This is a genomic window from Streptomyces sp. NPDC088400, from assembly GCF_044753355.1.
Lineage (GTDB): Bacteria > Actinomycetota > Actinomycetes > Streptomycetales > Streptomycetaceae > Streptomyces.
In genome coordinates, this window is the sequence record NZ_JBIVMZ010000007.1 from 396740 (window position 1) to 421561 (window position 24822).

General features: G+C 70.0%; 20 protein-coding genes. 5 read left to right on the top strand and 15 right to left on the bottom strand.

Features of this window, described 5'->3' with window-relative positions; all coding sequences use genetic code 11:
• Window positions 1–175: 175 nt before the first annotated feature.
• Window positions 176–2023, top strand: a complete 1848-nt coding sequence (locus tag ACIQD6_RS20265) for an ATP-binding protein (protein ID WP_401884335.1) — start codon at window positions 176–178, stop codon at window positions 2021–2023.
• Window positions 2020–2697, top strand: coding sequence for a response regulator (locus ACIQD6_RS20270; RefSeq protein ID WP_401884336.1), 678 nt, complete (start codon window positions 2020–2022; stop codon window positions 2695–2697). The genes ACIQD6_RS20265 and ACIQD6_RS20270 overlap by 4 nt, the downstream gene beginning before the upstream one ends.
• Before the next feature lie 93 nt (window positions 2698–2790).
• On the opposite strand, the gene ACIQD6_RS20275 is transcribed toward ACIQD6_RS20270, so the two are convergent.
• The 3 genes from ACIQD6_RS20275 to ACIQD6_RS20285 form a co-directional block, all read right to left on the bottom strand.
• Window positions 2791–4404 carry a cation acetate symporter gene (locus ACIQD6_RS20275; RefSeq protein ID WP_401884338.1) on the bottom strand — a complete coding sequence of 538 codons (1614 nt, stop codon included), beginning with the start codon at window positions 4402–4404 and terminating at the stop codon, window positions 2791–2793.
• On the bottom strand, window positions 4401–4952 hold the full coding sequence (locus ACIQD6_RS20280; protein ID WP_401884339.1) for a DUF485 domain-containing protein: 552 nt from the start codon (window positions 4950–4952) through the stop codon (window positions 4401–4403). The genes ACIQD6_RS20275 and ACIQD6_RS20280 overlap by 4 nt, the downstream gene beginning before the upstream one ends.
• Window positions 4953–5199: 247 nt before the next feature.
• Window positions 5200–7326 (bottom strand): type IIA DNA topoisomerase subunit B, encoded by a 2127-nt coding sequence (locus tag ACIQD6_RS20285; RefSeq protein WP_401884340.1) that lies wholly within the window; start codon window positions 7324–7326, stop codon window positions 5200–5202.
• A 448-nt stretch (window positions 7327–7774) separates the two neighbouring features.
• Between ACIQD6_RS20285 and ACIQD6_RS20290 the strand changes: the two genes are divergently transcribed.
• Window positions 7775–8005, top strand: a complete 231-nt coding sequence (locus ACIQD6_RS20290; RefSeq protein ID WP_401884342.1) for a hypothetical protein — start codon at window positions 7775–7777, stop codon at window positions 8003–8005.
• Window positions 8006–8090: 85 nt separating this feature from the next.
• On the opposite strand, the gene ACIQD6_RS20295 is transcribed toward ACIQD6_RS20290, so the two are convergent.
• The 7 genes from ACIQD6_RS20295 to ACIQD6_RS20325 all read right to left on the bottom strand — a co-directional run bounded on the left by ACIQD6_RS20295 (window position 8091) and on the right by ACIQD6_RS20325 (window position 18690).
• Window positions 8091–8939: a S1 family peptidase gene (locus tag ACIQD6_RS20295; RefSeq protein ID WP_401884344.1), complete on the bottom strand. Its 849-nt coding sequence runs from the start codon at window positions 8937–8939 to the stop codon at window positions 8091–8093.
• Between the two features lie 200 nt (window positions 8940–9139).
• Window positions 9140–10690, bottom strand: a complete 1551-nt coding sequence (locus ACIQD6_RS20300; protein ID WP_401884345.1) for an RNA polymerase sigma factor — start codon at window positions 10688–10690, stop codon at window positions 9140–9142.
• Window positions 10691–11030: 340 nt separating this feature from the next.
• On the bottom strand, window positions 11031–11918 hold the full coding sequence (locus ACIQD6_RS20305; RefSeq protein WP_401884346.1) for a FadR/GntR family transcriptional regulator: 888 nt from the start codon (window positions 11916–11918) through the stop codon (window positions 11031–11033).
• 160 nt (window positions 11919–12078) lie between these two features.
• Complete coding sequence (locus ACIQD6_RS20310) at window positions 12079–13857, bottom strand: ATP-binding cassette domain-containing protein (RefSeq protein ID WP_401884347.1); 1779 nt, start codon at window positions 13855–13857, stop codon at window positions 12079–12081.
• Window positions 13858–14074: 217 nt separating this feature from the next.
• Window positions 14075–14839 (bottom strand): NUDIX domain-containing protein, encoded by a 765-nt coding sequence (locus ACIQD6_RS20315; protein ID WP_401884349.1) that lies wholly within the window; start codon window positions 14837–14839, stop codon window positions 14075–14077.
• Between the two features lie 179 nt (window positions 14840–15018).
• Window positions 15019–16293, bottom strand: a complete 1275-nt coding sequence (locus ACIQD6_RS20320; RefSeq protein WP_401884350.1) for a DUF4192 domain-containing protein — start codon at window positions 16291–16293, stop codon at window positions 15019–15021.
• Between the two features lie 237 nt (window positions 16294–16530).
• Window positions 16531–18690, bottom strand: coding sequence for a RecQ family ATP-dependent DNA helicase (locus ACIQD6_RS20325; RefSeq protein WP_401884351.1), 2160 nt, complete (start codon window positions 18688–18690; stop codon window positions 16531–16533).
• A gap of 431 nt (window positions 18691–19121) precedes the next feature.
• On the opposite strand from ACIQD6_RS20325, the gene ACIQD6_RS20330 reads away from it, so the two are divergent.
• Entirely contained in the window at window positions 19122–19751 is a 630-nt protein-coding gene (locus ACIQD6_RS20330; RefSeq protein WP_401884353.1) for a hypothetical protein, read from the top strand.
• A gap of 176 nt (window positions 19752–19927) precedes the next feature.
• Here the strand turns inward: ACIQD6_RS20330 and ACIQD6_RS20335 are convergent, their stop codons facing one another.
• From ACIQD6_RS20335 to ACIQD6_RS20355, 5 genes are all read right to left on the bottom strand, one after another.
• Complete coding sequence (locus ACIQD6_RS20335; protein ID WP_401884354.1) at window positions 19928–20566, bottom strand: hypothetical protein; 639 nt, start codon at window positions 20564–20566, stop codon at window positions 19928–19930.
• A gap of 128 nt (window positions 20567–20694) precedes the next feature.
• The gene (locus tag ACIQD6_RS20340) at window positions 20695–21405 is read right to left on the bottom strand and encodes a ribonuclease HII (RefSeq protein WP_401884356.1); all 711 of its coding nucleotides are present in this window, start codon (window positions 21403–21405) and stop codon (window positions 20695–20697) included.
• Window positions 21406–21734: 329 nt separating this feature from the next.
• Window positions 21735–22601 (bottom strand): ADP-ribosylglycohydrolase family protein, encoded by an 867-nt coding sequence (locus ACIQD6_RS20345; protein WP_401884357.1) that lies wholly within the window; start codon window positions 22599–22601, stop codon window positions 21735–21737.
• Window positions 22602–22753: 152 nt separating this feature from the next.
• Window positions 22754–23416, bottom strand: a complete 663-nt coding sequence (locus tag ACIQD6_RS20350; RefSeq protein WP_401884359.1) for a histidine phosphatase family protein — start codon at window positions 23414–23416, stop codon at window positions 22754–22756.
• 33 nt (window positions 23417–23449) lie between these two features.
• Window positions 23450–24055, bottom strand: a complete 606-nt coding sequence (locus ACIQD6_RS20355) for a YdbC family protein (RefSeq protein ID WP_401884360.1) — start codon at window positions 24053–24055, stop codon at window positions 23450–23452.
• 234 nt (window positions 24056–24289) lie between these two features.
• Between ACIQD6_RS20355 and ACIQD6_RS20360 the strand changes: the two genes are divergently transcribed.
• Window positions 24290–24817 (top strand): TerD family protein, encoded by a 528-nt coding sequence (locus ACIQD6_RS20360; protein WP_401884361.1) that lies wholly within the window; start codon window positions 24290–24292, stop codon window positions 24815–24817.
• Window positions 24818–24822: the final 5 nt, after the last annotated feature.

Below are 24822 nucleotides of genomic sequence, written 5' to 3' on the forward strand. Positions count from 1 at the left end.
TTAACTATGCAAGGGGTAACGCAAGGGATGCGACTAGCACGGCCCGGGCACATGGCCGCCGCGTGCCGTCGCGTTCGTTTTCCGCCCGGCGGCACACGGCGGCCCATGGATCCTCGATCTTCGCGTGACGAGGAAAGTTCCAGAAAGGGGGCTCGGCCATCTACCGTTCGTACACATGAGTGCCGGACCGAGCACCTCGGGCAGACGACGGCGATTCGGCTGGCCACGCCGGGTCTTCTCCCAGGTGCTGTTGATGCAGATCGCCATCGCCGCGGGCGTCGCCGTGCTGGCCACGGGGCTCTTTCTCGCGCCCTTCAGCAACGAGCTGGACGAGCAGGCGATGAGCCGCGCCCTCGCGATCGCCGAGACCACCGCGTCGCCCCAGGTCGCCCACGCCCTCCAGACTTCCCGGCCGACTGCCGACGGGCCCGTACAGGCCGAGGCCGACCGCATCCGCCACGCCACCGGCGCCGAGTATGTGGTGATCATGGACAGGCGGGGCGTGCGCTGGTCGCACACCGACCTCGGCCAGATCGGCAAGGTCGTCTCCACCGACCCCAGCGAAGCCCTCGCCGGCAAGCACGTCATGGAACTCGACAGCGGTACGCTCGGCCGCTCCGCGCGGGGCAAGGTCCCGCTGCGCGACCACACGGGAAAGATCGTCGGGGCCGTCTCGGTCGGCATCGCGTACGACAGCGTCCGTGACCGGCTGCTCGCCTCGATCCCGGAACTGCTCGCCTACGCGGGCGGGGCGCTCGCCGTCGGGGCGCTCGCCGCGTATCTGATCTCCAGGCGTCTTCAGCGACAGACCCATGACCTGGCCTTCTCCGACATCTCGGCGCTGCTCACCGAACGCGAGGCCATGCTGCACAGCCTCCGGGAAGGGGTCGTCGCACTGGACGGCGCCGGCCGGATCCGGCTGATGAACGACGAGGCGCAGCGGCTGCTGGGGCTCGGTCCCGACGCCATCGGCCAGCCGCTCGACACGGTGCTCGGCGGCGGGCGCACCACCGAGGTGCTGACCGGGCGGGTGCTGGGTGAGGATCTGCTGACCGTACGGGGCAGCCGCGTCCTGGTCGCCAACCGGATGCCGACCGACGACGGCGGCGCCGTCGTCACGCTTCGCGACCGTACGGAGCTGGAACGGCTCGGCCGCGAGCTGGACGCGACCCGCGGGCTGATCGACGCCCTGCGCGCCCAGGACCATGAGCACGCCAACCGGATGCATACGCTGCTCGGGCTGCTGGAGCTGGACATGCACGAGGAGGCGGTGGAGTTCGTCACCGAGGTCGTCGGGGTGCACCGGGCCACCGCCGAGCAGATCACCGAGCGGATCCACGATCCGCTGCCGGCCGCGCTGCTGGTCGGCAAGGCCACGGTCGCAGCGGAACGGGGCGTCTCGCTGCGGCTCTCCCCCGGCTCCCTGCTGCCGGACCGGCTGGTGGATCCGCAGGGCCTGGTCACGGTCGTCGGCAATCTCGTGGACAACGCGCTGGACGCGGCGGCCGGCTCCGCGGACCCGCGGATCGAGGTGGAACTGCGCGCCGAGGGCCGCACGGTCGTCCTCGTGGTCTCCGACAGTGGTCCCGGTGTCGCGGTGGACCGGCGCGAACTGGTCTTCTCGGAAGGCTGGTCGACCAAGGAACCGCCGGCTCACGGCAAGCGCGGCCTCGGTCTTGCGCTGGTGCGCAGACTGGCCGAACGGCAGGGTGGCAGCGCGCGGGTCGGCGCGTCGGCGGACGGTGGCGCCGAGTTCACGGTCGTACTCCCGGAGGCGCTGACCGAAGCGACCGGACCGGACGAGCCGCAGGGACCGGACGAACCCCAGGGACTGGACCGGCCGGAAGGACCGGACCGACCGGAAGGTCCGTCCGAACCGGACCGCCCCGAAGGACCGGACGGAATCATGGGGCCAGGCGAACCGTGCGCGCGGGACACACCGCACGGCCAGGACCCGCACGAGCAGGACCCGCACGGGCAGAACACCCCGCACGAGCGGGCCACGGCAGGGGAGAAACAATGATCGACGTACTGGTCGTGGACGACGACGTCCGGGTCGCGGAGATCAACACGGCGTATGTGGCCAAGGTGGCGGGCTTCCGGGTGGTGGCCCAGGCCCACTCGGCCGCCGAGGCGATCACCCGTATCTCCGAGCAGTCCATCGATCTCGTCCTGCTCGACCACTACCTGCCGGACGAGAACGGGATAGCGGTGGTGCAGGAGTTGCGCCGGCTCGGCCACCAGACCGACGTGATCATGGTGACGGCGGCGCGGGATGTCGCCACCGTCCAGGCCGCGATGCGCCAGGGCGCACTCCAGTACCTGGTCAAACCGTTCAATTTCGCCGGGCTGCGGACCAAGCTGGAGGCGTACGCGCGGCTGCGCCGCACCCTGGAGGGCGGCGGCGAGGCGGAGCAGTCGGAGGTGGACCGGATGTTCGGGGCGCTGTCCGCCGCGACCGCCCCGGCCCTTCCCAAGGGCCACTCCCCCACCACGGCGGAGCTCGTACGCCAGGTTCTGCTGGCCGCCGACGGTCCGCTCTCGGCGCACGAGATCGCGGAGCGGGCGGGGATGAGCCGGCAGACCGCACAGCGCTATCTGAAGCTGCTGGAGCAGACCGGCCGGGTGCGGCTCACGCTCCGGTACGGCGAGACGGGCCGCCCGGAGCACCGCTACGCGTGGGCGGCGAGCGTCTGACCCCTGCCGCCGCAGTGAGGACGGCGCCGCCCTCACTGCACCCCTCGCCTCCAGGCGCAGGCGCTCAGGCCCGCCCCGGCCCCCGCGAGCGCCTCAGACCGCCCCCGCGCCCGTCAGTGACCGGACCTCCGTCTCCGCGTGCTTCGCCTCGTCCGGCGGCTCGGCCGAGGTGACCGTACCGACCCAGCCCGCGAGAAAGCCCAGCGGGACGGACACCAGACCGGGGTTGTCCAGCGGGAAGACCTGGAAGTCGACCCCGGGGAAGATCGCCTCAGGGCTCCCCGAGACCACCGGTGAGAGCACCACCAGCAGGATGGCCGGAATCAGCCCTCCGTACACCGACCAGACCGCGCCGCGCGTGGTGAAGTTCCGCCAGAACAGCGAGTACAGCAGTACGGGCAGGTTGGCGGACGCGGCGACGGCGAAAGCGAGGCCGACCAGGAAGGCGACGTTCAGATCCTGGGCCAGCAGGCTGAGCGCGATGGCGACCGCGCCGATGCCCGTCGCGGCCACCCGTGCCACGGCGACCTCACTTCGCGGCGTGGCGCGTTCGCGTCTGCGTTCACGTTCGCGTTCGCGTCTGAGCGAGGCGTACAGATCGTGGGCGACGGAGGCCGAGGAGGCCAGCGTGATGCCCGCGACGACAGCGAGGATGGTGGCGAAGGCGACGGCCGCGACCACCGCGAACAGGATCGTTCCGCCGGTCGATCCTGCCCCGCCGCCGAGATTGAGGGCGAGCAGTGGTACCGCCGTGTTCCCGGCCGCGTTCGACGTGCGTACCGCGTCGGAGCCGACCAGCGCCGCCGCACCGAACCCCAGCACGATCGTCATCAGATAGAAGCTTCCGATCAGTCCGATGGACCAGACGACCGAGCGGCGGGCGGCGCGAGCGGTCGGCACGGTGTAGAAGCGCGACAGGATGTGCGGCAGCCCTGCCGTGCCGAGTACGAGGGCCAGCCCCAGGCTGATGAAATCCAGGCGCGCGGTCCAGTCACCGCCGTACCTCAGACCGGGCGCGAGGAACTTCGCACCGTGTCCGCTGTGTGCCACGGCGGTGTTGAGCAGGTCGTTGACGTCGAAGCGGAAGCGGACCAGGACGAGTACGGTCAGCGCGATCGAACCGGCCATCAGCAGAACGGCCTTGACGATCTGGATCCAGGTGGTGGCGCGCATCCCGCCGAGCGAGACGTAGACGACCATCAGCGCGCCCACGCCGATCACCGTCCAGGCGCGCGCCGCTTCGCTCGTGCCGCCGAGCAGCAGCGCGACCAGGCTGCCCGCACCGACCATCTGCGCCACCAGATAGAGCACGGAGACGGTGACCGAGGAGGTGCCGGCGGCTATCCGGACCGGCCGTTCCCGCATCCTGGCCGCGACCACATCGGCGAGGGTGAACCGGCCGCAGTTGCGGACGAGTTCGGCGACCAGGAGCAGCACGACCAGCCAGCCGACGAGGAAGCCGACCGAGTAGAGCATGCCGTCGTAACCGAAGAGGGCGATCACGCCCGAGATACCGAGGAAGGAGGCCGCTGACATGTAGTCGCCGGCGATGGCGAAAGCGTTCTCCATGGGCGAGAAGAGCCGGCCGCCCGCGTAGAACTCCTCAGCGGAGCCATGCCTGTTGCGGCCCACCCAGGCGGTGATCCCGAGAGTGACCGCGACGAACGCGCTGAAGAGCAGTACCGCCAGGGGCTGATAGCCGTTCACCGGTCGGTCACCCGGCTCCCCCACACCGTCTCCCGGTCCTGTTCCTGTTCCTGGGCCCGCTTCCGGTCGAACACGATCCAGCGCAGTTCGAGCGCCGCACGGTCCCTGTGCAGCCGCGCATGGCGTGCGTAGGCCCAGGTCAGCAGGAAGGTGGAGAGGAACTGGCCGAGGCCCGCCAGCATCGCCACGTTCACCGCTCCCGCGACCGGCCGGGCCATGAACTCCGGCGCCGCCGTCGCCGCGACGACGTACGCGAGGTACCAGATCAGGAAAGCGATCGAAGCGGGAACGACGAACCGCCGGTAGCGGCCGCGCACCTCCTGGAACGCGGCGCCGCGCTGGACCTCCACGTAGATGTCGGCGGCCGCGGACACGTCGACGGCCCCGGGCGTATCGACAACCGCGGTCGTATCGGCGACCGCGCGGCTGTCGGTGGTCGTCACGAGCGAGCCCGTACCGGCCGGCTCACCCCAGTCCGAGGCCAGCGCGTCGTACCACGGGTCATCGAGCCGCACCGCTGCGGCGTCGCGCCCTTCCTGCTTCTCCACCGGTCAACTCTCCTTGTCGGCGAACCGTTTCGGCCGCGTAGACGAGAAGCATGGGCGGAGTGTGAGGATTCTTGGTTCCGCTCTCCCCCGACTTCACCCCTTCAGGTGACGGTTGTCCCGGAAGGCGGGGTGAGTCCCCGTTGACAGGCAGAGCGCGTACGGCCCCCACCCGTGGGTGGAGGCCGTACGTCCGGACGTCCGGGACAGTCGTCCTGCGTCCGGGACGGTCCTGCGTCGGGGACAGGTCTCAGGCGTCGATGCGCGAGCGGTCCAGGGTCGCGGCCGAGCTGGTGATGAATTCCTTGCGGGGCGCCACTTCGTTGCCCATCAGCAGGTCGAAGATCTGCTCGGACGATTCGAGGTCACCGATGTTGATCCGCCGCAGGGTGCGGTACCGCGGGTCCATCGTGGTCTCCGCCAGCTGGTCGGCGTCCATCTCGCCGAGGCCCTTGTACCGCTGGATGGAGTCCTTGAACCGGATGTTCTTGCGCTGGTACTCCAGCAGCGTCTGCCGCAACTCACTGTCCGAGTACGTGTACACGTACTTGTCCTGGCCCTTCTTGGGCTGCACCAGCTCGATCCGGTGGAGCGGCGGTACGGCGGCGAAGACCCGGCCCGCCTCGACCATCGGCCGCATGTAGCGCTGGAAGAGCGTGAGCAGCAGGATGCGGATGTGGGCCCCGTCGACATCGGCGTCGACCAGGAGCACGATCTTTCCGTAGCGGGCGGCGTCGATGTCGAAGGTCCGGCCCGAGCCCGCCCCTATGACCTGGATGATCGCCCCGCACTCGGCGTTCTTGAGCATGTCCGACACAGAGGCCTTCTGGACATTGAGGATCTTGCCGCGGATCGGGAGCAGCGCCTGGAACTCGCTGTTCCGGGCGAGCTTGGCCGTACCGAGCGCGGAGTCTCCCTCCACGATGAACAGTTCGCTGCGGTCCACGTCGTCACTGCGGCAGTCGGCCAGCTTGGCCGGCAGCGAGGAGGACTCCAGGGCCGTCTTCCTGCGCTGCGCCTCCTTGTGCTGGCGGGCCGCGATGCGCGTACGGGCGGCGGCCACGGCCTTCTCCAGGACGGCGCGGGCCTGTGCCTTGGCATCGCGCTTCGTCGAGGTCAGGAAGGCCTTGAGCTCCTTGGCGACGACATTGGAGACGATGCGGTTGGCCGCGGACGTACCGAGGACCTCCTTGGTCTGGCCCTCGAACTGCGGCTCGGCGAGCCGCACGGTGACCACGGCGGTGAGGCCCTCCAGGGCGTCGTCCTTGACGACGTCGTCCTCGGCGACGCGCAGCATCTTGGCCGAGCGCAGCACCTCGTTGACCGTCTTGGTCAGAGAACGCTCGAATCCGCTCACATGGGTGCCGCCCTTGGGGGTGGCGATGATGTTGACGAAGGACTTGACGGAGGTGTCGTACCCGGTGCCCCAGCGCAGGGCGACATCGACACCCAGTTCGCGGGTGACCTCCGTGGGAGTCATGTGCCCGCGGTCGTCCAGGACCGGCACGGTCTCCTTGAAAGTGCCGTGTCCGGTGAGCCGCAGCACGTCACAGACGGCCTTGTCCTGCGCCAGGTACTCGCAGAACTCACTGATGCCACCGTCGAAGCGGAAGGTCTCCTCGACCGTACCGTTGCCCTCGCTCTCGCCGACGGCCCGCTCGTCCCTGACGACGATGGTCAGGCCGGGGACGAGGAAGGCGGTCTGGCGGGCGCGCTGGTGGAGCGTGTCCAGGGAGAGCTTGGCGTCCTTGAGGAAGATCTGCCGGTCGGCCCAGTACCGGACACGGGTACCGGTGCGCGTCTTGGGTACGCGCTTGCCCTTGAGCGGCCCGTTCGCCGGGTCGAAGGGAGCGTCGGGGCCCGGCTCGGTGAACATTCCGGGGACACCGCGCCGGAAGCTGATCGAGTGGGTGGCGCTGTTACGGTCCACCTCGACGTCGAGCCGGGCGGAGAGGGCGTTGACGACGGAGGCGCCCACGCCGTGCAGACCACCCGACGCGGCGTACGAGCCGCCGCCGAACTTTCCGCCGGCGTGCAGCTTGGTCATCACGACCTCGATACCGGAAAGGCCGGTCTTGGGCTCGACATCGACCGGAATGCCCCGGCCGTTGTCCTTGACCTCGACCGAGCCGTCCTCGTGGAGGGTCACATCGATGTGGTCGCAGTAGCCGCCCAGGGCCTCGTCGACGGAGTTGTCGATGATCTCCCAGAGGCAGTGCATCAGGCCGCGGCTGTCGGTCGAGCCGATGTACATTCCGGGGCGCTTGCGGACCGCTTCGAGCCCCTCAAGGACGAGCAGGTGCCGCGCGGTGTAGTTGGAACCGTCACGGTCTGCGGTCAACAGCGCACTGGACGGCACGGACGTATCGGCGGTCACGCGGTTCGCTCCTCGCTGAATTTGGGATGGGGCCCCGTGGGGTAAGGGCCCGGCGTCTGTCACCGGTCAGAGGGTACAGAGGCCTGGTAGAGCCGTTGTCACGCCACCCACGTGAATTCTCATGCTAGTCCAAGGTCGCATAGGTGTTCGATCCCTCGTGGGAGTGAAGCACACATCACGTTCCCTTCCAGGCATGAACCATTTAGGCTCCGGGCACGTCCTCATCAACAACCGGCAAGCCAGCCGGTGAGGACAGGCCCCCAAGACAAGCAATGCGAAACCCGTAGAGCGAAGCCCAGCGGAGCGATACGGCCCATTCGCCGCCAACCGCCAGCAGCCAGCCGGCTCGGAAAAGAAGTTTCGAGAAAAAGCCGTGAGCGGGAACGTTTTCGGCCTGGTTGGATGTTGACCCTGGTACGACAGCTCGTCGAGCTAGAGAAGAGGCGACGTGACTACTGTTCTGACCCCCGCGAGCCCGCTGACGGCGGCTGACCGCTGCGACCGCTGCGGCGCCCAGGCTTATCTGCGCGTCGTCCTGTCCAGCGGTGGTGACCTGCTCTTCTGCGCCCACCACGGGCGTAAGTTCGAGCCAGAACTCAAGAAGATCGCCGCGGAAATACAGGATGAGACCGACCGGCTGACGGCCGTACCGGCCGGCGGCGGTGAAGAGGAGCACTGACACCTCGCATCCACGACGAGCCAGGGGCCGGTCCCGCACCGGCCGACGGGCGGCCACCCCGCACAGGGGGGCCGCCCGTTCTCGCTCATCGCGCGGCGTGCGCCCCGACCGCCTCTGCGACCGGTCCTACAGCTGTGGTGATCCGGGTGTAGACCCCGGGGCTGTCCGCGCGGCCGCAGCCGCTCCCCCAGGAGACCAGCCCGATAAGCCGTCCCTGGGCCACCAGCGGCCCGCCGCTGTCTCCCTGGCAGGCGTCATGCCTGCCCTCGGGGTCGCCCGCACAGAGCATCGTGGAGGCCTCGTAGCGGCCTGCTGAGCCGCCCGAGTACGCCCGCTCGCAGTGGGAGTCCGCCAGGACCGACACAGGCGCGGAGCGCAGCGCACCGGCGTAGTCCCCCTCCCCCGTGGTGTCACCCCAGCCGTAGACGGTCGCCTCGGCGCCCGGCGCGGACGCGGGGTCCCCGGCTTCCGCCGGCCGGATCGCATACCCCTTGGGGAGCGCCCGCGACAGCGTCAGTACGGCCAGATCCGACGCGTTGGTGTCCGGATCGTATGCGGGGTGCACCCGGACGGACCGCACCGCGACCTCGCGCCCGCCGCTGCCGCGCAGCCGGTCACGGCCCGCGATGACCAGGAGGTCACTCACCTTCTCGGGAGCCGCTCCGAGGACGTCCCGGCCCATGCAGTGGGCGGCGGTCAGCACTTTCGTCGGCGCCACCACCACGCCTCCGCAGAACTGACCCGCGCGCGTACCGCCGAACCGGTCACGGCTGGACAGGGCCACCACCCAGGGGCTGTCCACGGCCCGCACCGGCACACCACCGACGATCACACGGTCGGCGGCGGCGGGAACGGGCGCGACAAGCGGCAGAACGGCCCCCGTCGCGATCACGGCCAGCCCTCCCGTCAGTACTCGGGCAAGGGAACGGCGCATACAGGCTCCTGACTCTCCGGTTCACCATGATCTACCCAGAGTCATCCAAACGGTCGGCGCGCGCACCCGGCGCACGGACGAAGGCCCGGATGCACGGTGGCATCCGGGCCTTCGTCTGTGCTTCCGCGCGCCCCCGGAACAGCCGGGGAAACCCCGCCCGCCCTGGGGGCGCTGCTTTCGCAACACGTCCTGGTCGAGTCCTAGTCGAGGTAGTCGCGCAGCACCTGCGAACGCGACGGGTGACGCAGCTTCGACATCGTCTTCGACTCGATCTGACGGATACGCTCACGCGTCACGCCGTAGACCTTGCCGATCTCGTCCAGCGTCTTGGGCTGGCCGTCGGTGAGACCGAAGCGCATGGAGACCACGCCCGCCTCACGCTCGGAGAGCGTGTCGAGCACCGAGTGCAGCTGCTCCTGGAGGAGCGTGAAGCTCACGGCGTCGGCCGGGACGACCGCCTCGGAGTCCTCGATGAGGTCTCCGAACTCGCTGTCGCCGTCCTCGCCCAGCGGAGTGTGCAGCGAGATCGGCTCACGGCCGTACTTCTGGACCTCGATGACCTTCTCGGGGGTCATGTCGAGTTCCTTGGCCAGCTCCTCCGGAGTGGGCTCTCGGCCCAGGTCCTGGAGCATCTGGCGCTGCACACGCGCGAGCTTGTTGATGACCTCGACCATGTGCACCGGGATACGGATGGTGCGGGCCTGGTCGGCCATGGCGCGGGTGATCGCCTGACGGATCCACCAGGTGGCGTACGTGGAGAACTTGTAGCCCTTGGTGTAGTCGAACTTCTCGACCGCGCGGATCAGACCGAGGTTGCCCTCCTGGATCAGGTCCAGGAAGAGCATGCCGCGGCCGGTGTAGCGCTTGGCCAGCGAGACGACCAGGCGGAGGTTGGCCTCCAGCAGGTGGTTCTTGGCGCGGCGGCCGTCCTCGGCGATGATCTCCAGCTCGCGTTTGAGCTTGGGCGCGAGCTTGTCCGAGTTGGACAGCTTGTCCTCGGCGAAGAGACCGGCCTCGATGCGCTTGGCGAGCTCGACCTCCTGCTCGGCGTTGAGGAGCGGGACCTTGCCGATCTGCTTCAGGTAGTCCTTGACCGGGTCGGCGGTGGCACCCGCGACGGCGACCTGCTGGGCCGGCGCGTCGTCCTCGTCGTCGTCGGAGAGGACGAAGCCCTTGTTCTCGCCCTCGGGCTCCTCCTCGTCACCCTTGACGCCCTGGACCTCGTCCGCCGGCTCTTCGCCGTCGATGATCTCGTCGGCGTCCTTCTTGCCCACGGTCTTCTTGGCCGTCGTCTTCTTGACGGCGGTCTTCTTGACCGCCGCCTTCTTGGCGACGGTCTTCTTCGCGGCCGCCTTCTTCGCGGGGGCGACGGAATCGTCGGCCGCGGCGTCCACGGTCTCTGCCGTCGGAGCGGCCGTGGCGGCCGCGACGGTCTTGGTCGTGGTCGTCTTGGCCGCGACAGTCTTGGTGGCGGTGCGCTTTACCGGGCTCTTCGCTGCGACGCTCTTGCGGGTGCGCTTCGGCGACTCCGCGGCACTGACCATCAGCGTCACACCCTCTTCCTCGAGGATCTGGTTGAGGCTGCGCAGAACATTCTTCCACTGGGTTGGCGGAATCTGGTCGGCCTCGAAGGCTCGACGCACGTCATCGCCGGCGATCTGCCCATCAGCCTTTCCCCGCTCGATGAGCGCCATCACAGACTCGGACTCGGCGATCTCCGGCGGGAGCGTACGGGATGTGCTGGCCGACACGAACAACCTCTCGGAACGATGGAAACGGCTTCCGGCCCCGCCCATGATCGGGCCGGAGCCGACGACCGGCGGCTGGGGATGTCGCCGACGGCGCGGGTTGGACCTCGGGGATGAATACAGCGCCACGTGCGGCGGTCGTATTCCCTCCTCGGCTGTCACCTCTTAGGTCATCGCACTGCCTCGAAGAGTGTTACGCCCAATCCACGTGGCCCGAGTCACACCCCATATGCGGCAAAGCCTACAGAGCATGCTTTAAGACCCCACAATCGTGTCGCCGGACCCGGCGGGCCCGGCGACACACGATGCGTACATCCCCGTACGCCCGGGCATGGGGCAGCGTTCAGTGTTCGCGCGGCGCCGGGACGACGCGCTCCACTTCCGGCTGCACGGTGAGCAATTGACGCATGGCCGATTCCGCCGCGGGCGCGTCGCCCGTGGCGAGGGCGTCGACGATCCGCGCGTGGTGGGACAGCGAGGCATCGGTGGGGCGGTCGCATCCGGTGACCGGACCGCCGGAGACCTGGAGGGCCGCCGAGACGATCCCCGAAAGGTGCTCCAGCATGCGATTGCCCGCGAGCTGGATCAGCAGGGAGTGATATTCGACGTCCGCTCGCGCAAAGGTGATCGCGTCACCCTGCGTAAGGGCGTGCCCCATGATCCCCACCATGTCCGAAAGCCGCTGCTGAGCATCCGCCCGGCCATGACCGGCGGCCAGGCGCGCGGCGAGGGGCTCGATCGTCCAGCGCAGCTCACTCAGCTCGCGGCGCTGGTCGTCGCGCTGCGGCCCGAAAGCACGCCATTCGATGATGTCGGGGTCCAGCAGATTCCAGTCGCTCACCGGACGGACCCTGGTACCGACATTGGGCCGGGCACTCACGAGGCCCTTGGCCTCGAGGACCCGCAGCGACTCCCGCACCACCGTGCGGGAGACCTCGAAGCGCTGACCGATCTCCTCGGGCACGAGCGGCCGGTCGGCACCCAGGTCTCCGGAGACGATCATCTGACCGAGCTGTTGGACGAGTTGGCCGTGGAGCCCGCGGCCACGGCTGCTTGTCGTACGCCGCCCCACCCGGCCCAGATCGGTGTCTGCGCCGTCCCAGACGGGGGCGGCCATGCGGTCGGCGACGGGCGCCTCCGCGAAGGGGTAGCGGTCGAGTTCGCCCGAGTCGGCGAGGCCGTTCTCGACGGAGCGGGCGGCGGTCATCATGGTGTGCGCAAGGGTACTCACGCATCCTTTGTCGGCGTTGCTTCCATCACCCTTGAGGTCTTTGGTGAAAAGCACACGAAAGGGTGATCGGCGCTCACCCCTCGATTGACGCCTTATCGGAAAGAAGCGGGCTTTTTCAGGGGAGTTGCGGACAGGATGGCACGCTCCGGTCGTTCCCCGGTCACCAACGGGCCCTGCGGCGAAGGCCGGTGAACAGATATGCGCAGAGCAGGGCCGACAGTGACAACGTCAGGGCCGCGGCGACCGGTTGGGCGACGAGCCTGCCCATGGCCATCAGCCAACGATCCGCCTGGTGCGGCCATTCCAGCCACGCCAGCTCGCGCAGCCTGCCCGGCAGTCCGACGACCGAACGTGCGGACGGACCGGCAAGCCCCTTCTGCAGAAGGGGTACGACCAGGGTCGGTACGGCGACGACCGCGGCCATTCCGGCGACGGTGATCCTGAAGACCCCGGCGCCCAGCAGCCCGGCCCAGGCGCAGCCGATGGCGAGCCCGGCCCAACCGGCGATCAGCGCGGCCCAGTTGCCCGGCACAGGGACGGCGGCGGCGCCGTACACGAGACGCAGCGCGGCGGCGTCCGCCGCCACCGCCAGGAGCGCGAGCAACAGGGCCGCACCCGCCGTCACGGTGAGCTTGGCGAGCAGGAGGCCGAGGCGGCGCGGGACCGTTCCCCGCGCCCCGGCGAGAGCGGGATAGCGGAACTCGTCGCCGAACGAGAGCGCGCCGAGCAGTCCCGCGCCGAGCACGGCGGGCGGCAGGGGCAGGAGCGCGGGCCAGGCCGCGAGCAGTTCGGGCAACGGTGTCCTGCCGGTTCGGGCGAGGGGCACGGCGAGGACCACGGAGGCGATCAGGACGGCGGCCACGATCAGTGGCGTCGAACGCACGCCGAGCATGCGGCGGAGTTCGTAACGCACCGGCCAGAGCGGGCTGCTGACCGGACGCGACATGGGCGGCGGCGGGAGCGGCCCCCGGTCGTGAGCCGCCGCCCGGACCGTCCTCGGCTTCGCCTCGGGGGCAGTGGCGGGGGCGGGCACGAGGCCGGGGGTGGGCGCCTGCGCGGGGACGGGGCCGGTGTCGCCGACCTCATCGGCGAGCTGATGGACCAGGACGCCGTGCCGGAAGGCGGTTTCGCCGATCTCCGGACAGCTGCTGCCGTAGACCGTGAGCCTGCTGCCCGCCTCGGCGACCACTTCGACGGAGCGCCTGCCTGCCCTGGCCTCGCGGTTCAGCGCGTCGGCGAGGCGTGCGGCGTGCGGCGTCCTGACCACGACGCGGGGACGCAGCCGGGTCCGGGCGAAGTCGAATCCGTCCTGGTCGGCGACGAGGCGACCCCCGTCGATGGTGACGACATGGTCGGCGGTCCGGGCGGCCTCCTTGGGGTCGGTGGTGGTGTACAGGACCGTGCCGCCATGGTCGGCATGGGTACGCAGCAGTCCGAACAGCCAGCTGTTCTCGCGGGACGAGAGCCCTGCGGAGGGTGTGTCGAGCAGGAGAGTGTGCGGGTCACCCAACAGCGCGGCGGCGAGCCCGAGTCTGCGGTCCATACCGGACGAGAGAGTGCCGAGGCGCTCACCGCGGAGACTGCTCAGGCCCACGATGTCGAGGAGTTCGTCGGCGCGGGCGGCAGGGACGCCCGCGGCGGCGCAGAGCATCCGGAGTTGGCCCCGGGCGGTGCGTGCGGGATGGCCGGGCACATCGCCGAGGAGCACCCCGATCTCGCGGGCCGGATGGGAGAGACGGTGGAGCGGACGGCCACGGAAGTACGTGACACCACGGCCGGGTTCGAGTTCGAGTATCAACCGGAGCACGGTGGCCTTGCCCGCGCCCTCGGCGCCGAGCAGCGCCGTGACAGAGCCGGAACGGGCCTCGAAAGTCAGATCCTCCACGGCGGGCGTGAGGTCTCGACGGGGGGTGCTGGTCAGTCCGATGGCCTGGAGCATCGCTTCTCTCGCGGGGAGGTGAGACCGCTCGGCGGCTGGGCAGGTACCGCAGCAAGATAACGCGACATGTCGGACTTGCGAGGGAGGGGCGGACGTCTGGGTGTTGGATGTCCGCGCGTCCCGGATGCTTCAGGCCCTCTGATCCTTCCGCCGTTGCCGACCTTCCGGCCCCTCCGGCGCTTCCGGTGCCGGGGAGTTCGTCCGGGGCGGAGACCGGTCAGACCTCGGGCCGCAGCATCGGCGGATTGAGAACGGTCGCCCCGCCGGCCCGGAACAACTGCGCGGGCCGGCCGCCCTGCCGGGTGGTAGTCCCCCCGGACGGAACCAGAAATCCCGGAGTGCCCGTCACCTTTCGGTGGAAATTACGGGGATCGAGCACCACGCCCCACACCGCCTCGTACACCCTGCGCAGTTCACCGACGGTGAACTCGGACGGGCAGAAGGCCGTGGCGAGCGAGGAATACTCGATCTTGGACCGGGCCCGTTCCACCCCGTCCGAGAGGATCCGCGCATGGTCGAACGCGAGCGGGGCGGGCTGCTCGTCCTCCCTGGCGAAACCACCCTCCTGATGGAGCAGGTCCGCGACGGAGGCCCAGCGCGCGCTGTTCGCGTCGCCTCCCGCCCGGGGCGCGGGAAGGTCGGGCGAGAGCGCCAGATGGGCCACGCTGACCACCCGCATCCGAGGATCGCGCCCGGGATCTCCGTAGGTGGCGAGCTGTTCGAGGTGGGCCGCGTTCCCCGGCGCCGGGGAACGCGGATCGTGGGCGCAGAGTCCGGTCTCCTCGGTGAGCTCACGCGCGGCCGCGCCGGCGAGATCCTCGTCGCCCCGGACGAAGCCGCCGGGCAGCGCCCACCGTCCCTGGAACGGTGGCTCCCCCCGCCGTACGACCAGCGCGCAGAGCGCGTGGCGGCGCACGGTCAGCACGACCAGATCGACGGTGACAGCAAAAGCCGGGTAGGCCGACGGGTCGTAGGGCGACATGCCGTGATCATAGTCGTCTGCCTGACGATAAACACTCCTTCCGACATTCTCGCCGTCTGCTTCCCGGCCGTCTTCGTGATCTTCGCGCTCCGGTCCGCCGACCGTGCTTCCCCGTGGCTCCGCGCGCTCCACACGAGGCGGGCCGGCCGTCCGTCACGCGAGTGGCCGGGGCGTGGATGTCATCGCCCGCTCCTGGTCCCGCGTCGGCCGGTCCGCCGGACGCTCCGATTGCGCGCGGCCGTCATACCGGGGCCCGGCGCTTTCGGCGGCAGGGCTTTCCGTCCCGTGGGCGGGCGCACCGCGCGGGGCTTGGGCCGCCCGCCCTGTTCCCGGGCGCCGCGCTCCTTGCGCAGACAGTGGCGCAGCGTTTCGGGGTCCAGGCCTTCGTTGCATGCCTGGTGGAGCAGTTGTGCGAAGACGTACTGGGGGTCGAGCCGCAGGGCGAGGCCCAGCGCGACCCGGGCACCGGGCTCGTCACCCGTGGACCAGGCCACCCAGCCGGCCAGGGTCAGTGGAGCGGTCGCGTGCTCCGCGTACGGGCCGACGCAGCGACGTGAAAGGGCGCGCCAGAGCCGTAACGCCGGTGCCGCCACCGGTCCTTCCATCCACTCCGCCGCGCGGTCGCGTGTCTCCCTGTCCTGGAGGCCGAGGATGACGGCGGCCGCCTCGTCGTGGCCGATGAGCCGGTCGTCCTCGGTGTCCGTGTCGGGGGCGCCCGCGCACGATGCGTCGCCCAGCCGTTTGATGAGCTCGCGCGCCAGCCGCAGGGTCTCCCTGCCGACCTGCTCCCGGCTTCCTCCGGCCAGGATCCTGGGCACGAGGGCGGCGCCCGCGTCGTCCAGGGCCCGCGCCTGCTCGTCCGCGGCCGGGGCCTGCCAGGGCTCCAGCCGTGCCTCCATCTCCCGTAGCGATCCTCGCACCCGGACACCCGCGTAGGTGGCCGCCGCGGCCATCACCGATGTGCCGGCCATGGCCAGTCCGGTCCCCTCCGGCGGACAGCAGCGGACATCGGGGCAGCAGTAGGACCAGAAACGGCCGTCGGAGATACAGAGCACTTCGTGCACGGGCACGTCGAGATTCCCGCACGCGATGCGCAGCCGTTGCGCGAGGGGGCGCAGCCGCTCCATCACCTGCCGGCCCGTCTCCCCGTCCGCCGGGTCCTGGCAGAGGAAGGCGACGATTCCGTCGGGCCGGGAGCCGCGCCGCTCGCTCCCCTCGATCAGGCATTCGGCGAGTTGCTCGGCCACCGGCGGCCACTCCCGCGGTGAGCGCGGGATGCCGAGCCTGAGCCGCCCGCCGAAGCGCCCTCGGTCGCCGTGGAGCGCGACCATGACGACGGAGTCGGTGGGGTGGAAGCCGAGCAAGTACGGGAGAGCGTCGGCGAGTTCCGCGGGGCTGCGCAGGGTGATCTGCTGCTCGTCGGCGGATCCGGTCGGTTCGTGATGCTTGTTCATGAGTCGACCGTCCCGCGCCGAGCCTGATCACGCGACCCCTGTGGATAACGTTATCCACAGGCTGGCGGCGAACTTCGCGCATTGCCGGAGCCGTCGGGTTGCATGGGGACATGACCAAACGATCGCGCCGCCGACGACCGGGACTGACGGCCCTACGGTGGCCGCGCGGCGACACCCCCGCGGAAGATCGCTCGCGTGATCTTCCCCTGGATCCCGACGGGTTGGCGGGACCTTGACTCAGCCCGCCGCGGCGAGGACCAACGGAAGCACCCGTTCGCTCCCTGCCTGACGGAGCAGCCGGGCAGCGACCGCGAGGGTCCAGCCGGAGTCGGTGCAGTCGTCCACGAGCAGCACGGGGCCGGGAGAGCCGGCCAGGGCGCCGGCCAGTTCCTCAGGGACGGTGAAGGTGCCGGACAGCGCCTTGAGGCGCTGGGCGGAGTTGCTGCGTCGTGCCGCGTGGGCGCCGCTCGGCCCGGTGTACGTCAGTGTGCCCAGAAGGGGCAGGCGGCCGACGGCCGCGATTCCCTGGGCGAGGGAACCGACCAACTGCGGGCGGGTCAGGGACGGTACGGCGACGACTCCTACCGGCCGGGCGGAAGCGTCCGGGGTATTCGTCGCCCATCCCCCCGGAGAGCGGGCCCAATCGGCGAGGACCGCCACCGCAGCCTGCAGGACATCGTCAGGGACCGGCCCGTCGGGCGCGCTCTCAGCCAGCAGCGGGCGCAGCCGGTTGCCCCAGCCGATGTCCGAGAGCCGCCCCAGGGCACGCCCGGTGGAGCACTGCTCCTTGGCCGGGATACGCCCCTTGAGGTCGATGCCCAGTGCGGGCATCCCCGTCGGCCACATCCGGCGCGGCTCAACCTCCACCCCCGGACGGTCCAGTTCCTTCGTCGCCCCCGTCAACGACTCCGCCGAGACAGCGGAATCGGTCCAGGCTCCCGCGCAGTTGTCACAACGGCCGCACGGGGCCGCTCCCTCGTCGTCCAGCTGCCGGCGCAGGAACTCCATCCGGCACCGGGACGTACTCACGTAATCGCGCATGGCCTGCTGCTCGGCCGCCCGCTGTCGCGCCACCCACGCGTAGCGTTCAGCCTCGTACACCCACTCGGCTCCCGTGGCCGTCCAGCCGCCCTTCACCCGCTTGACCGCGCCGTCGACATCCAGCACCTTCAGCATCGACTCCAGTCGGCTGCGCCGAAGATCCACCGCCGCCTCCAGAGCCGGCACGGACAGCGCCCGTCCCGCATCCGTGAGGGCCGCGAGGGTCTGGCGCACCTGTGTCTCGGGCGGGAAGGCGGTATCGGCGAAGTAACGCCAGATGGCCTCGTCCTCCTTGCCCGGCAGCAGCAGCACATCGGCGTGGGCCACACCGCGCCCCGCGCGCCCCACCTGCTGGTAGTAGGCGATCGGCGAGGACGGCGAGCCGAGATGCACCACGAAGCCCAGGTCCGGCTTGTCGTAGCCCATGCCCAGCGCCGAAGTGGCGACCAGCGCCTTGACCTTGTTCTCCTGCAGGTCGATCTCGGCCTGCAGCCGGTCGGCGTTCTCCGTCTTCCCGGTGTACGAGGCAACGCGGAAGCCGCGCTGCCGCAGAAAGGCAGTGGCCTCCTCGGCCGCGGCGACGGTGAGCGTGTAGATGATCCCGGAGCCCTGCAACTCGTCCAGGTGCTCGGCGAGCCAGGCCAGGCGGTGCGCGGCATCGGGCAGTTGGACCACGCCCAGCCGCAGGCTTTCCCGCTCCAGCGGGCCGCGCAGCACCAGGGCCTCGCCCGCACCGGTACCCAACTGATCGGCCACATCGGCGGTGACGCGCGCGTTGGCGGTCGCGGTGGTGGCCAGCACCGGCACACCGGCGGGAAGCTCGGCCAGCATCGCCCGCAACCGGCGGTAGTCAGGCCGGAAATCATGACCCCAGTCGGAAATACAGTGCGCCTCGTCGACCACGAGCAGGCCGGTCGTGGCCGCGAGCTTGGGCAGCACCTGATCGCGAAAGTCCACGGAATTGAGGCGTTCCGGACTGACGAGGAGAACGTCGGTCTCGCCGCGCTCGACCTCCTCGTAGATGGTGTCCCACTCCTCCGGGTTCGCCGAGTTGATGGTGCGCGCCTGGATGCCGGCCCGCGCCGCCGACTCGACCTGGTTACGCATCAGCGCCAGCAGCGGCGAGATGATCACCGTGGGGCCGGAGCCACGCCTGCGCAGCAGGGCGGTGGCAACGAAGTACACCGCCGACTTGCCCCAGCCGGTCCGCTGCACCACCAGCGCGCGCCGACGCTCCTCCACCAGAGCCGCCACAGCCTGCCACTGGTCCTCGCGCAGCCGCGCCGAACCTCCCGGGGCACCGACGAGCTCAGCGAGGATGGCATCGGCTTCGGCGCGCAGCTCCAGGTTGTCCATGCCCCCATGCAACCCGATGCCACTGACAATAAGCCACTTCACTCAACGTCACTGCCGGGTCGCGAACGGTTCTCAGGCCACGCGTCACAGGCCACGCGCCGAGCCGCGCACGGGCTCGGTCACGGCCGTCGGAGTCGTCACCGCAGCCCCGTACGGTCGGCCCCAAACGTGAGCTCAGAGGGGGTGTTTCCCCTGGTCCTTGCCGTTCAGACGTGACACGAGGCATCAGCCGGGCCCTTTTGGGCAGGGATATGAGTGCCATATCCGCGCATTCCGCCCAGTCGCGTCAATTGCTCGTTGCCGCACGCCCGTACGGCAGCGAGAATTGGAACTGCCCCCGCACGGTCCGACAACGGTCCGCGAAGGCTGTGCCGCGGCGCGCCCCCATCCGACCCTGCCCGCACCGTGGGCGCGTATGCGAAGGGAGGAACGTGACCTTCGGATTCGCTCCGTCCGCAGCCACTTCGATCACCACCCCGGCCGATTCCGTCAGCCACCTCGCCAGGATGCTCGAACCCGCCGAATGGGCGGCAGCGGGCATACCGCTGCTGCGCGATCCGCGCGACGTCGTCAGCGGTCTGCACAGTCGGCACCGGCCGGTGGCGGGGACCGCCGTCGTGGCCGTGCTCGATCATGAGGAACGGCTCGCTGCCAGCGCCTCGTTCGTCCCGCGTGCGGTGCCGGTGGACGGCTGGGAGTTCCGTAACGCGCTGCTGGCACATCTGCGCCGGGTCATCCCGCACGATCTGCGTCGCCGCACGCCCGTACGCACGGCGGTACTGCTCTACTGCCGCGACGGCGACGAACGCTGGACGCAGGAGGACGGAGCCTGGATGTGGGGGCTTCGGGACGCCTGCACCCTGCACGGGCTGCGGTGCGGCGCGTACATCACGCTGACGCGCGGTGGCTGGCAGGTGCTGGGAGAGGGCCGCGGAGGCCGTCGTCCCAGTTCCGAGTCCCCGCCCACGGCTCTGTCGGACACGGCGGCCGACCCCGGCTCGTCACCGCTGCGCAGTGGTGGCGGTGCGGTGGAGGTACTGCGCCGCACGGCCGCCCGTTGAGCGGCTGAACCGCTGAAAGGCCACAGCGGCCCGGCCACCCCCTGAGGGGCAGCCGGGTCACGGCCGGGATCCGACGCGGATGCGCCCACGGGCCCCGTGTGTACGGACCTCGTGCGCACACGCGGACGCGCGCACACGAGGCGTCGCGTACGACTGCCTCACGGCTGTCGCACGGTTCAGACGCCCGCACCGAGCGCGGCGTTGACCCGCTCGGAGTCACCGCACACGACAAGCAGCGCGGCGGCCCGGTCACGGGCCAGGGGCAGCGTCCGGGCGACGGCGTCGTCAGCGCCGCCGTTGACGACGACGACCACGACGGGCCGGGACTGCGCACGGGCGACAGCGTCGGCGTCGGCGAAGAACACGTCGTCGCCGGCGTCGTGCTGAGCCCAGTACGCGGTCTCGCCGAAGGACAGCTCATGAGCCGCCCAGGGGTGCTGCTCACCGGTGGTGAGCACCAGGATGTCGCCCGGCGCCCGACCCGAGTCGAGCAGCAGGTCGACCGCCTCCTCGGCGGCGTCGAGGGCCCCGTCCGCCGAAGCCGGGACCAGCTGTATCTGAGGTACGGGAGGAGTGGTGGACCCGGGGGCCTGGGGCTTCCCGGCGGGGCTCTGCGAGCGCTGCGCCGGCGGCGCGGGCCTCGCGGGACCGGGACCCGGACGACCGGGACGCGGTGCTGACGCGGAACGCGGCCCGGGGACGGGGCGCGGACCGGGTACAGGACGAGGGGTCGGCGCGGTACGGCCGGTGGCCGGCGCGGCGCTGGGACCCTGGGCTCTCTCGTGAATCTGAGGCTCCTGAGGGATGAGAGGCATGACTGACTGTCTATCAAACACCGGTGCGAAAAGCATCGGCGGGTGGGCGCCTTCGCGCCCTTGCCTGCGCCCGGAGGCGGACAGGCGGAGGTCTGTCGGTGATCCAGTAGTCGGACGGGTCGGACGGGTCAGAAATCGAAGCCGAGTTGGCCCCCGCTTTCCATCTCGGCGGCCTCCGGGGAGACCCGGACCTTCTTGAGGTGCCGCCACTGGGGCAGCGCGTCGAGATAGGACCACGAGAGCCGGTGATGCGCTGTCGGTCCCCACTCCTTCAGCGCCGCCTTGTGCACCGGCGAGGGATAGCCGGCATTGGCGCCGAAGGCGAACGGAACGTACTCCTCGGTGTCCGCGCCCAGTTGGGCCATCATCGCGTCCCTGCGCACCTTGGCGAGCACCGAGGCGGCCGCCACCGAAATGCAGGACTGGTCACCCTTGATGACCGTACGCACCCGCCAGGGCTCCCCGAGATAGTCGTGCTTGCCGTCCAGGATCACCGCGTCGGGCCGTACCGGAAGAGCCTCCAGGGCACGTACGGCAGCGAGCCTGAGCGCCGCTGTCATCCCGAGGGCGTCGATCTCCTCCGGGGAGGCGTGCCCGAGAGCGTACGAGGTGACCCACCCCTCTAGCTCACCGGCCAGCTCCGTACGGCGCTTGGGGCTGATCAGCTTGGAGTCGGTGAGACCCGCCGGGGGTCTGCGCAGTCCGGTGACGGCCGCGCAGACCGTGACCGGACCGGCCCACGCTCCGCGCCCGACTTCGTCGACGCCGGCGATGATTCTGGCGTCGGTAGTAGCACGGAGCGAGCGCTCGACGGTGTGCGTGGGTGGTTCGTACGGCATGGCATCAGCAAGGTTACGCCGCCCGGACGCGGCCCGACAGACCGGGTACCTGCCGTCTCTCACACCGGCGCGATCGGTTGTCCCGGCGACCTCCTGTTCAGCAGATGATCGGCCGAACAGGAGAGCAGCTGAGCCGGAGAACCGTTCAGCTGGAGAACAGTTGAGCCGAGGAGCCGTTGAGCTGCTGATCTGCCGGTCTGCTGAACTGCTGTCCTGGAAACCCGTTGGGACGATGAGCCACCGAGCTTCTGAACCACTGAACTTCTCAATCGCTGAACTTCTGAGCTTCTGAACCGTTCAGCTTCTGAACCGCTGAACCGATCAGCGGGCTACAGAGCAGCCGTCGGCAGCCAGTCCGGCAGCGCTTCCGTCCGCTCCAGCCAATGCGTCGGCGGCGCCCCCGCCTCGGCCGCTGCGATCACTCCCCCGGCGATGGCGCAGGTCGTGTCGACATCGCCACCCACCTGGGCTGTGGCCCAGAAGCCCCGCTCGAAGTCACCGAGCGCACGCGCCGCCGACCAGAGAGCGAACGGCACGGTGTCGTGCGCGCTGGTCCGGCGCCCGCAGCCCAGCACGGCGGCGACCGTGCCCGCGTCGTCGTAGTCCAGCATGTCCCCCGCCCGCCGCAGCCCGGCGCCCACCGCACTGCGTGGCAGCAGCGCCACGACCCCCTCGATCAGGGCCTCCGGGGTGGGCGGCCCCGCCGGGGCCGCGACCAGGGCGGCGGCCGCTGCCACGGCCATGGCGCCCACCACGGCCTCACGGTGCTGATGGGTGGTGTACGCGGAGATCTCGGCCTGGTGCGTGGCCTGCTCCGGGTCGCCGGCGTACCAGGCGCCGAGCGGCGCGATCCGCATCGCGGCTCCGTTGCCCCACGAGCCCTGGCCGTTGAAGTGCCCGGCGGCCAGCTCACGCCAGTCGCCACCCTCCCGGACCAGCCGGAGCATCCGGTTCACGGCGGGGCCGTAGCCCCGGTCGAAGTCATGGCGCTCGGCAAAGGAACCCGCGAGCGCGTCCTGATCGATACGTCCGTGCGCGGCCAGTACGGCCACGACCGACGCGGCCATCTCGGTGTCGTCGGTCCACTGCCAGGGGTCCGACGGCAGCTCTCGGCGCTTCAACTGCGGATAATTCGACGGTACGAAGAACTGGGAACCCAACGCGTCTCCCACGGCCAGTCCGCGCAGGCTGGCCATGGCGCGTGCGAAATGACGGTCGACTGCCCGGCCGGGAGTTCGATCGAGCGTCCGGTCGACTGTCTCAAAACACCGGTCAGGTGTGGGGTCGGCAGTCATCGCCTTATCAGCTTAGACCGACCCGCGACGCCGCCCCCAATCGCCGGCCGGTCTTATCCGGTACGGCCGTACGGCTCGGGGATACACCAGCGCTCGAACGGCCTGTCCAGGGTGTACCGGCCGTCCGGGCCGAGCAGCAGAGTCCGTGTCTCCGCGTTGCCGGGATTCGACAGCGATTCGAACTCCGCGACCGACCAGTGGAACCACCGCATGCAGAACAGCCGCATGGTCAGTCCATGGGTCACGATCAGCACGTTCTCCGGAGAGTCGGGCGCCTCGAAGCTCCGGTGCAGGGACTCCAGGAACGCGCCGACCCGGTCGTACACGTCCGCGCCCGACTCCCCCTGCGCGAAGCGGTAGAAGAAGTGCCCGTACGCGTCGCGGTAGGCCTTCTGGAGCCGTACGTCCTCCCGGTCCTGCCAGTTCCCCCAGTCCTGCTCACGCAGCCGCGGCTCCTCCCGTATCCGTACGAGATCCGGATCGAGGCCGAAGGCCCGGAACGTCTCATGGGTGCGGCGGTACGGGGACACGAAGACGCTGACCGGCTCACGGGCGAACAGCTCGCGCAGCCGCACCCCGGTCTCCTCGGCCTGCCGGTAGCCGGTCTTCGTGAGCCCCAGGGCGTGGTCGGGCTCGCGCTCGTACACCGTGTCGTCTGCGTTCCCTTCCGACTCGCCGTGCCGGACAAGGACAATGCGCCGCGGTCGTGCTGCCATGCCACGACCCTAGGCCCTGTCCGGAAGAACCGTTCAAACCGTCCAGGACGGCTCAAGATCGACGACGGCCCCGGCCAGCGCCGCCACATCCGCGGCCGTCTGGGCGCGCAGCGTCAGCCGCTCCACCCGTTCGACCCGGTACTTTCCGTGCTCGGCGGCCGACTGCCACATCGACAACACGATGAACTCGTGTCCCGGCGCCTCGCCGAACAGCCCGCGCACCATCCCGGGCGATCCCGCCATCGCGGGATTCCACACCTTCTCCTGCATCAGCGCGAAGTGCTCGACCCGGTCCTCACGCACTTTGCAGTGCGCGACCCTGACCACATCCGCGTCGGTGAACCGTGGCTCGAAGCCGGTCTTCACATCGAAGCGGTAGTCGAACAGCTTGGCCTGGCTGTCCTTGAACGTCCCCGACTGCGCGGCGGCGAGCCGGTCGTGGGAGCGGGCCATGAACGAGTCGTAGAACGCACGGCTCTCCCAGAACGTGAAGACATGCGCCACACCCGGCCTGGCCCTGCTCCATCCCCCGCTCTGCCCCCGGAATCCCGGCTCACCGAGCAACCCCGCCCATTTCCGCTGTCCGCGTTCGAACCCTCGGCGGTCGACCACGGTGCAGCGAATCCACTTGACCAGCACCGCGCCATCGTACGGCGCTCGACGTGGCACCGGTCACGCTCCAACAGCCCGGATCCGCCCGCCCGATGATCGTCGCGACGGCACCGAACGCGTCACGGGCCAAGGCGACTATCGGCCAAGGTGGCGTCAACTGGGCCGACCACGGAGCGTGTTGTCAGTGCTCCGGTCTAGCCTTGTGTCCGAGGCTCGGAGATCCGGGCCGGTCATGAAGGGTTATGAAGAGGGGGAAGACCGGTGAGCAGTCTCAACAGAGGAGTGGCGAAGATCGAGGTCACGCTCAAATGGGACCCCAGTCCACTGGGCGCTACCCCGCATGATCTCGACCTCGTCGCCGCGACCTACACAGCGGACGACGCGAGCGGCAAGCCCGCTTATCTGGTCCATTTCGACAGTCGGTCGCCGGACGGCACCATCACGCTGGACCGGGAGAGCCGGACCGGCCAGGGGTTCGGCTCCGACGAGGAGATGACGCTGGAGCTGGAGCGGCTGGCGCCCGCCTACACCCGCGTGGTGGTGGGCGTGGCCATTCAGCAGCGGGACGGCCGGCGGACGTTCGGGGACATAACGAATCCCGGGATCCGCATCCTGGAGGGGTACACGGAGCTGGCGGAGCTCAACTTCGAAGGCGTCTCCGACTCCACGGCGGCCACCGTCGTGGAGTTCACCCGGGACCCCTCGTCGGGGGCGTGGCAGTTCCACACGTCCGTCCGGGGATTCGACACCGACCCGCAGTCCTTCGGTGCTCTGATGGGCGGCGCCTGACCCAG

Excerpts from the sequence above, each read along its gene's own strand:
- ACIQD6_RS20265 (WP_401884335.1), top strand. The coding sequence starts at position 176 with ATGAGTGCCGGACCGAGCACCTCGGGCAGACGACGGCGATTCGGCTGG.
- ACIQD6_RS20270 (WP_401884336.1), top strand. The coding sequence starts at position 2,020 with ATGATCGACGTACTGGTCGTGGACGACGACGTCCGGGTCGCGGAGATC.
- ACIQD6_RS20295 (WP_401884344.1), bottom strand. The coding sequence starts at position 8,939 with ATGCGCCGTTCCCTTGCCCGAGTACTGACGGGAGGGCTGGCCGTGATC.
- ACIQD6_RS20310 (WP_401884347.1), bottom strand. The coding sequence starts at position 13,857 with ATGCTCCAGGCCATCGGACTGACCAGCACCCCCCGTCGAGACCTCACG.
- ACIQD6_RS20315 (WP_401884349.1), bottom strand. The coding sequence starts at position 14,839 with ATGTCGCCCTACGACCCGTCGGCCTACCCGGCTTTTGCTGTCACCGTC.
- ACIQD6_RS20320 (WP_401884350.1), bottom strand. The coding sequence starts at position 16,293 with ATGAACAAGCATCACGAACCGACCGGATCCGCCGACGAGCAGCAGATC.
- ACIQD6_RS20325 (WP_401884351.1), bottom strand. The coding sequence starts at position 18,690 with ATGGACAACCTGGAGCTGCGCGCCGAAGCCGATGCCATCCTCGCTGAG.
- ACIQD6_RS20335 (WP_401884354.1), bottom strand. The coding sequence starts at position 20,566 with ATGCCTCTCATCCCTCAGGAGCCTCAGATTCACGAGAGAGCCCAGGGT.
- ACIQD6_RS20340 (WP_401884356.1), bottom strand. The coding sequence starts at position 21,405 with ATGCCGTACGAACCACCCACGCACACCGTCGAGCGCTCGCTCCGTGCT.
- ACIQD6_RS20345 (WP_401884357.1), bottom strand. The coding sequence starts at position 22,601 with ATGGCCAGCCTGCGCGGACTGGCCGTGGGAGACGCGTTGGGTTCCCAG.
- ACIQD6_RS20350 (WP_401884359.1), bottom strand. The coding sequence starts at position 23,416 with ATGGCAGCACGACCGCGGCGCATTGTCCTTGTCCGGCACGGCGAGTCG.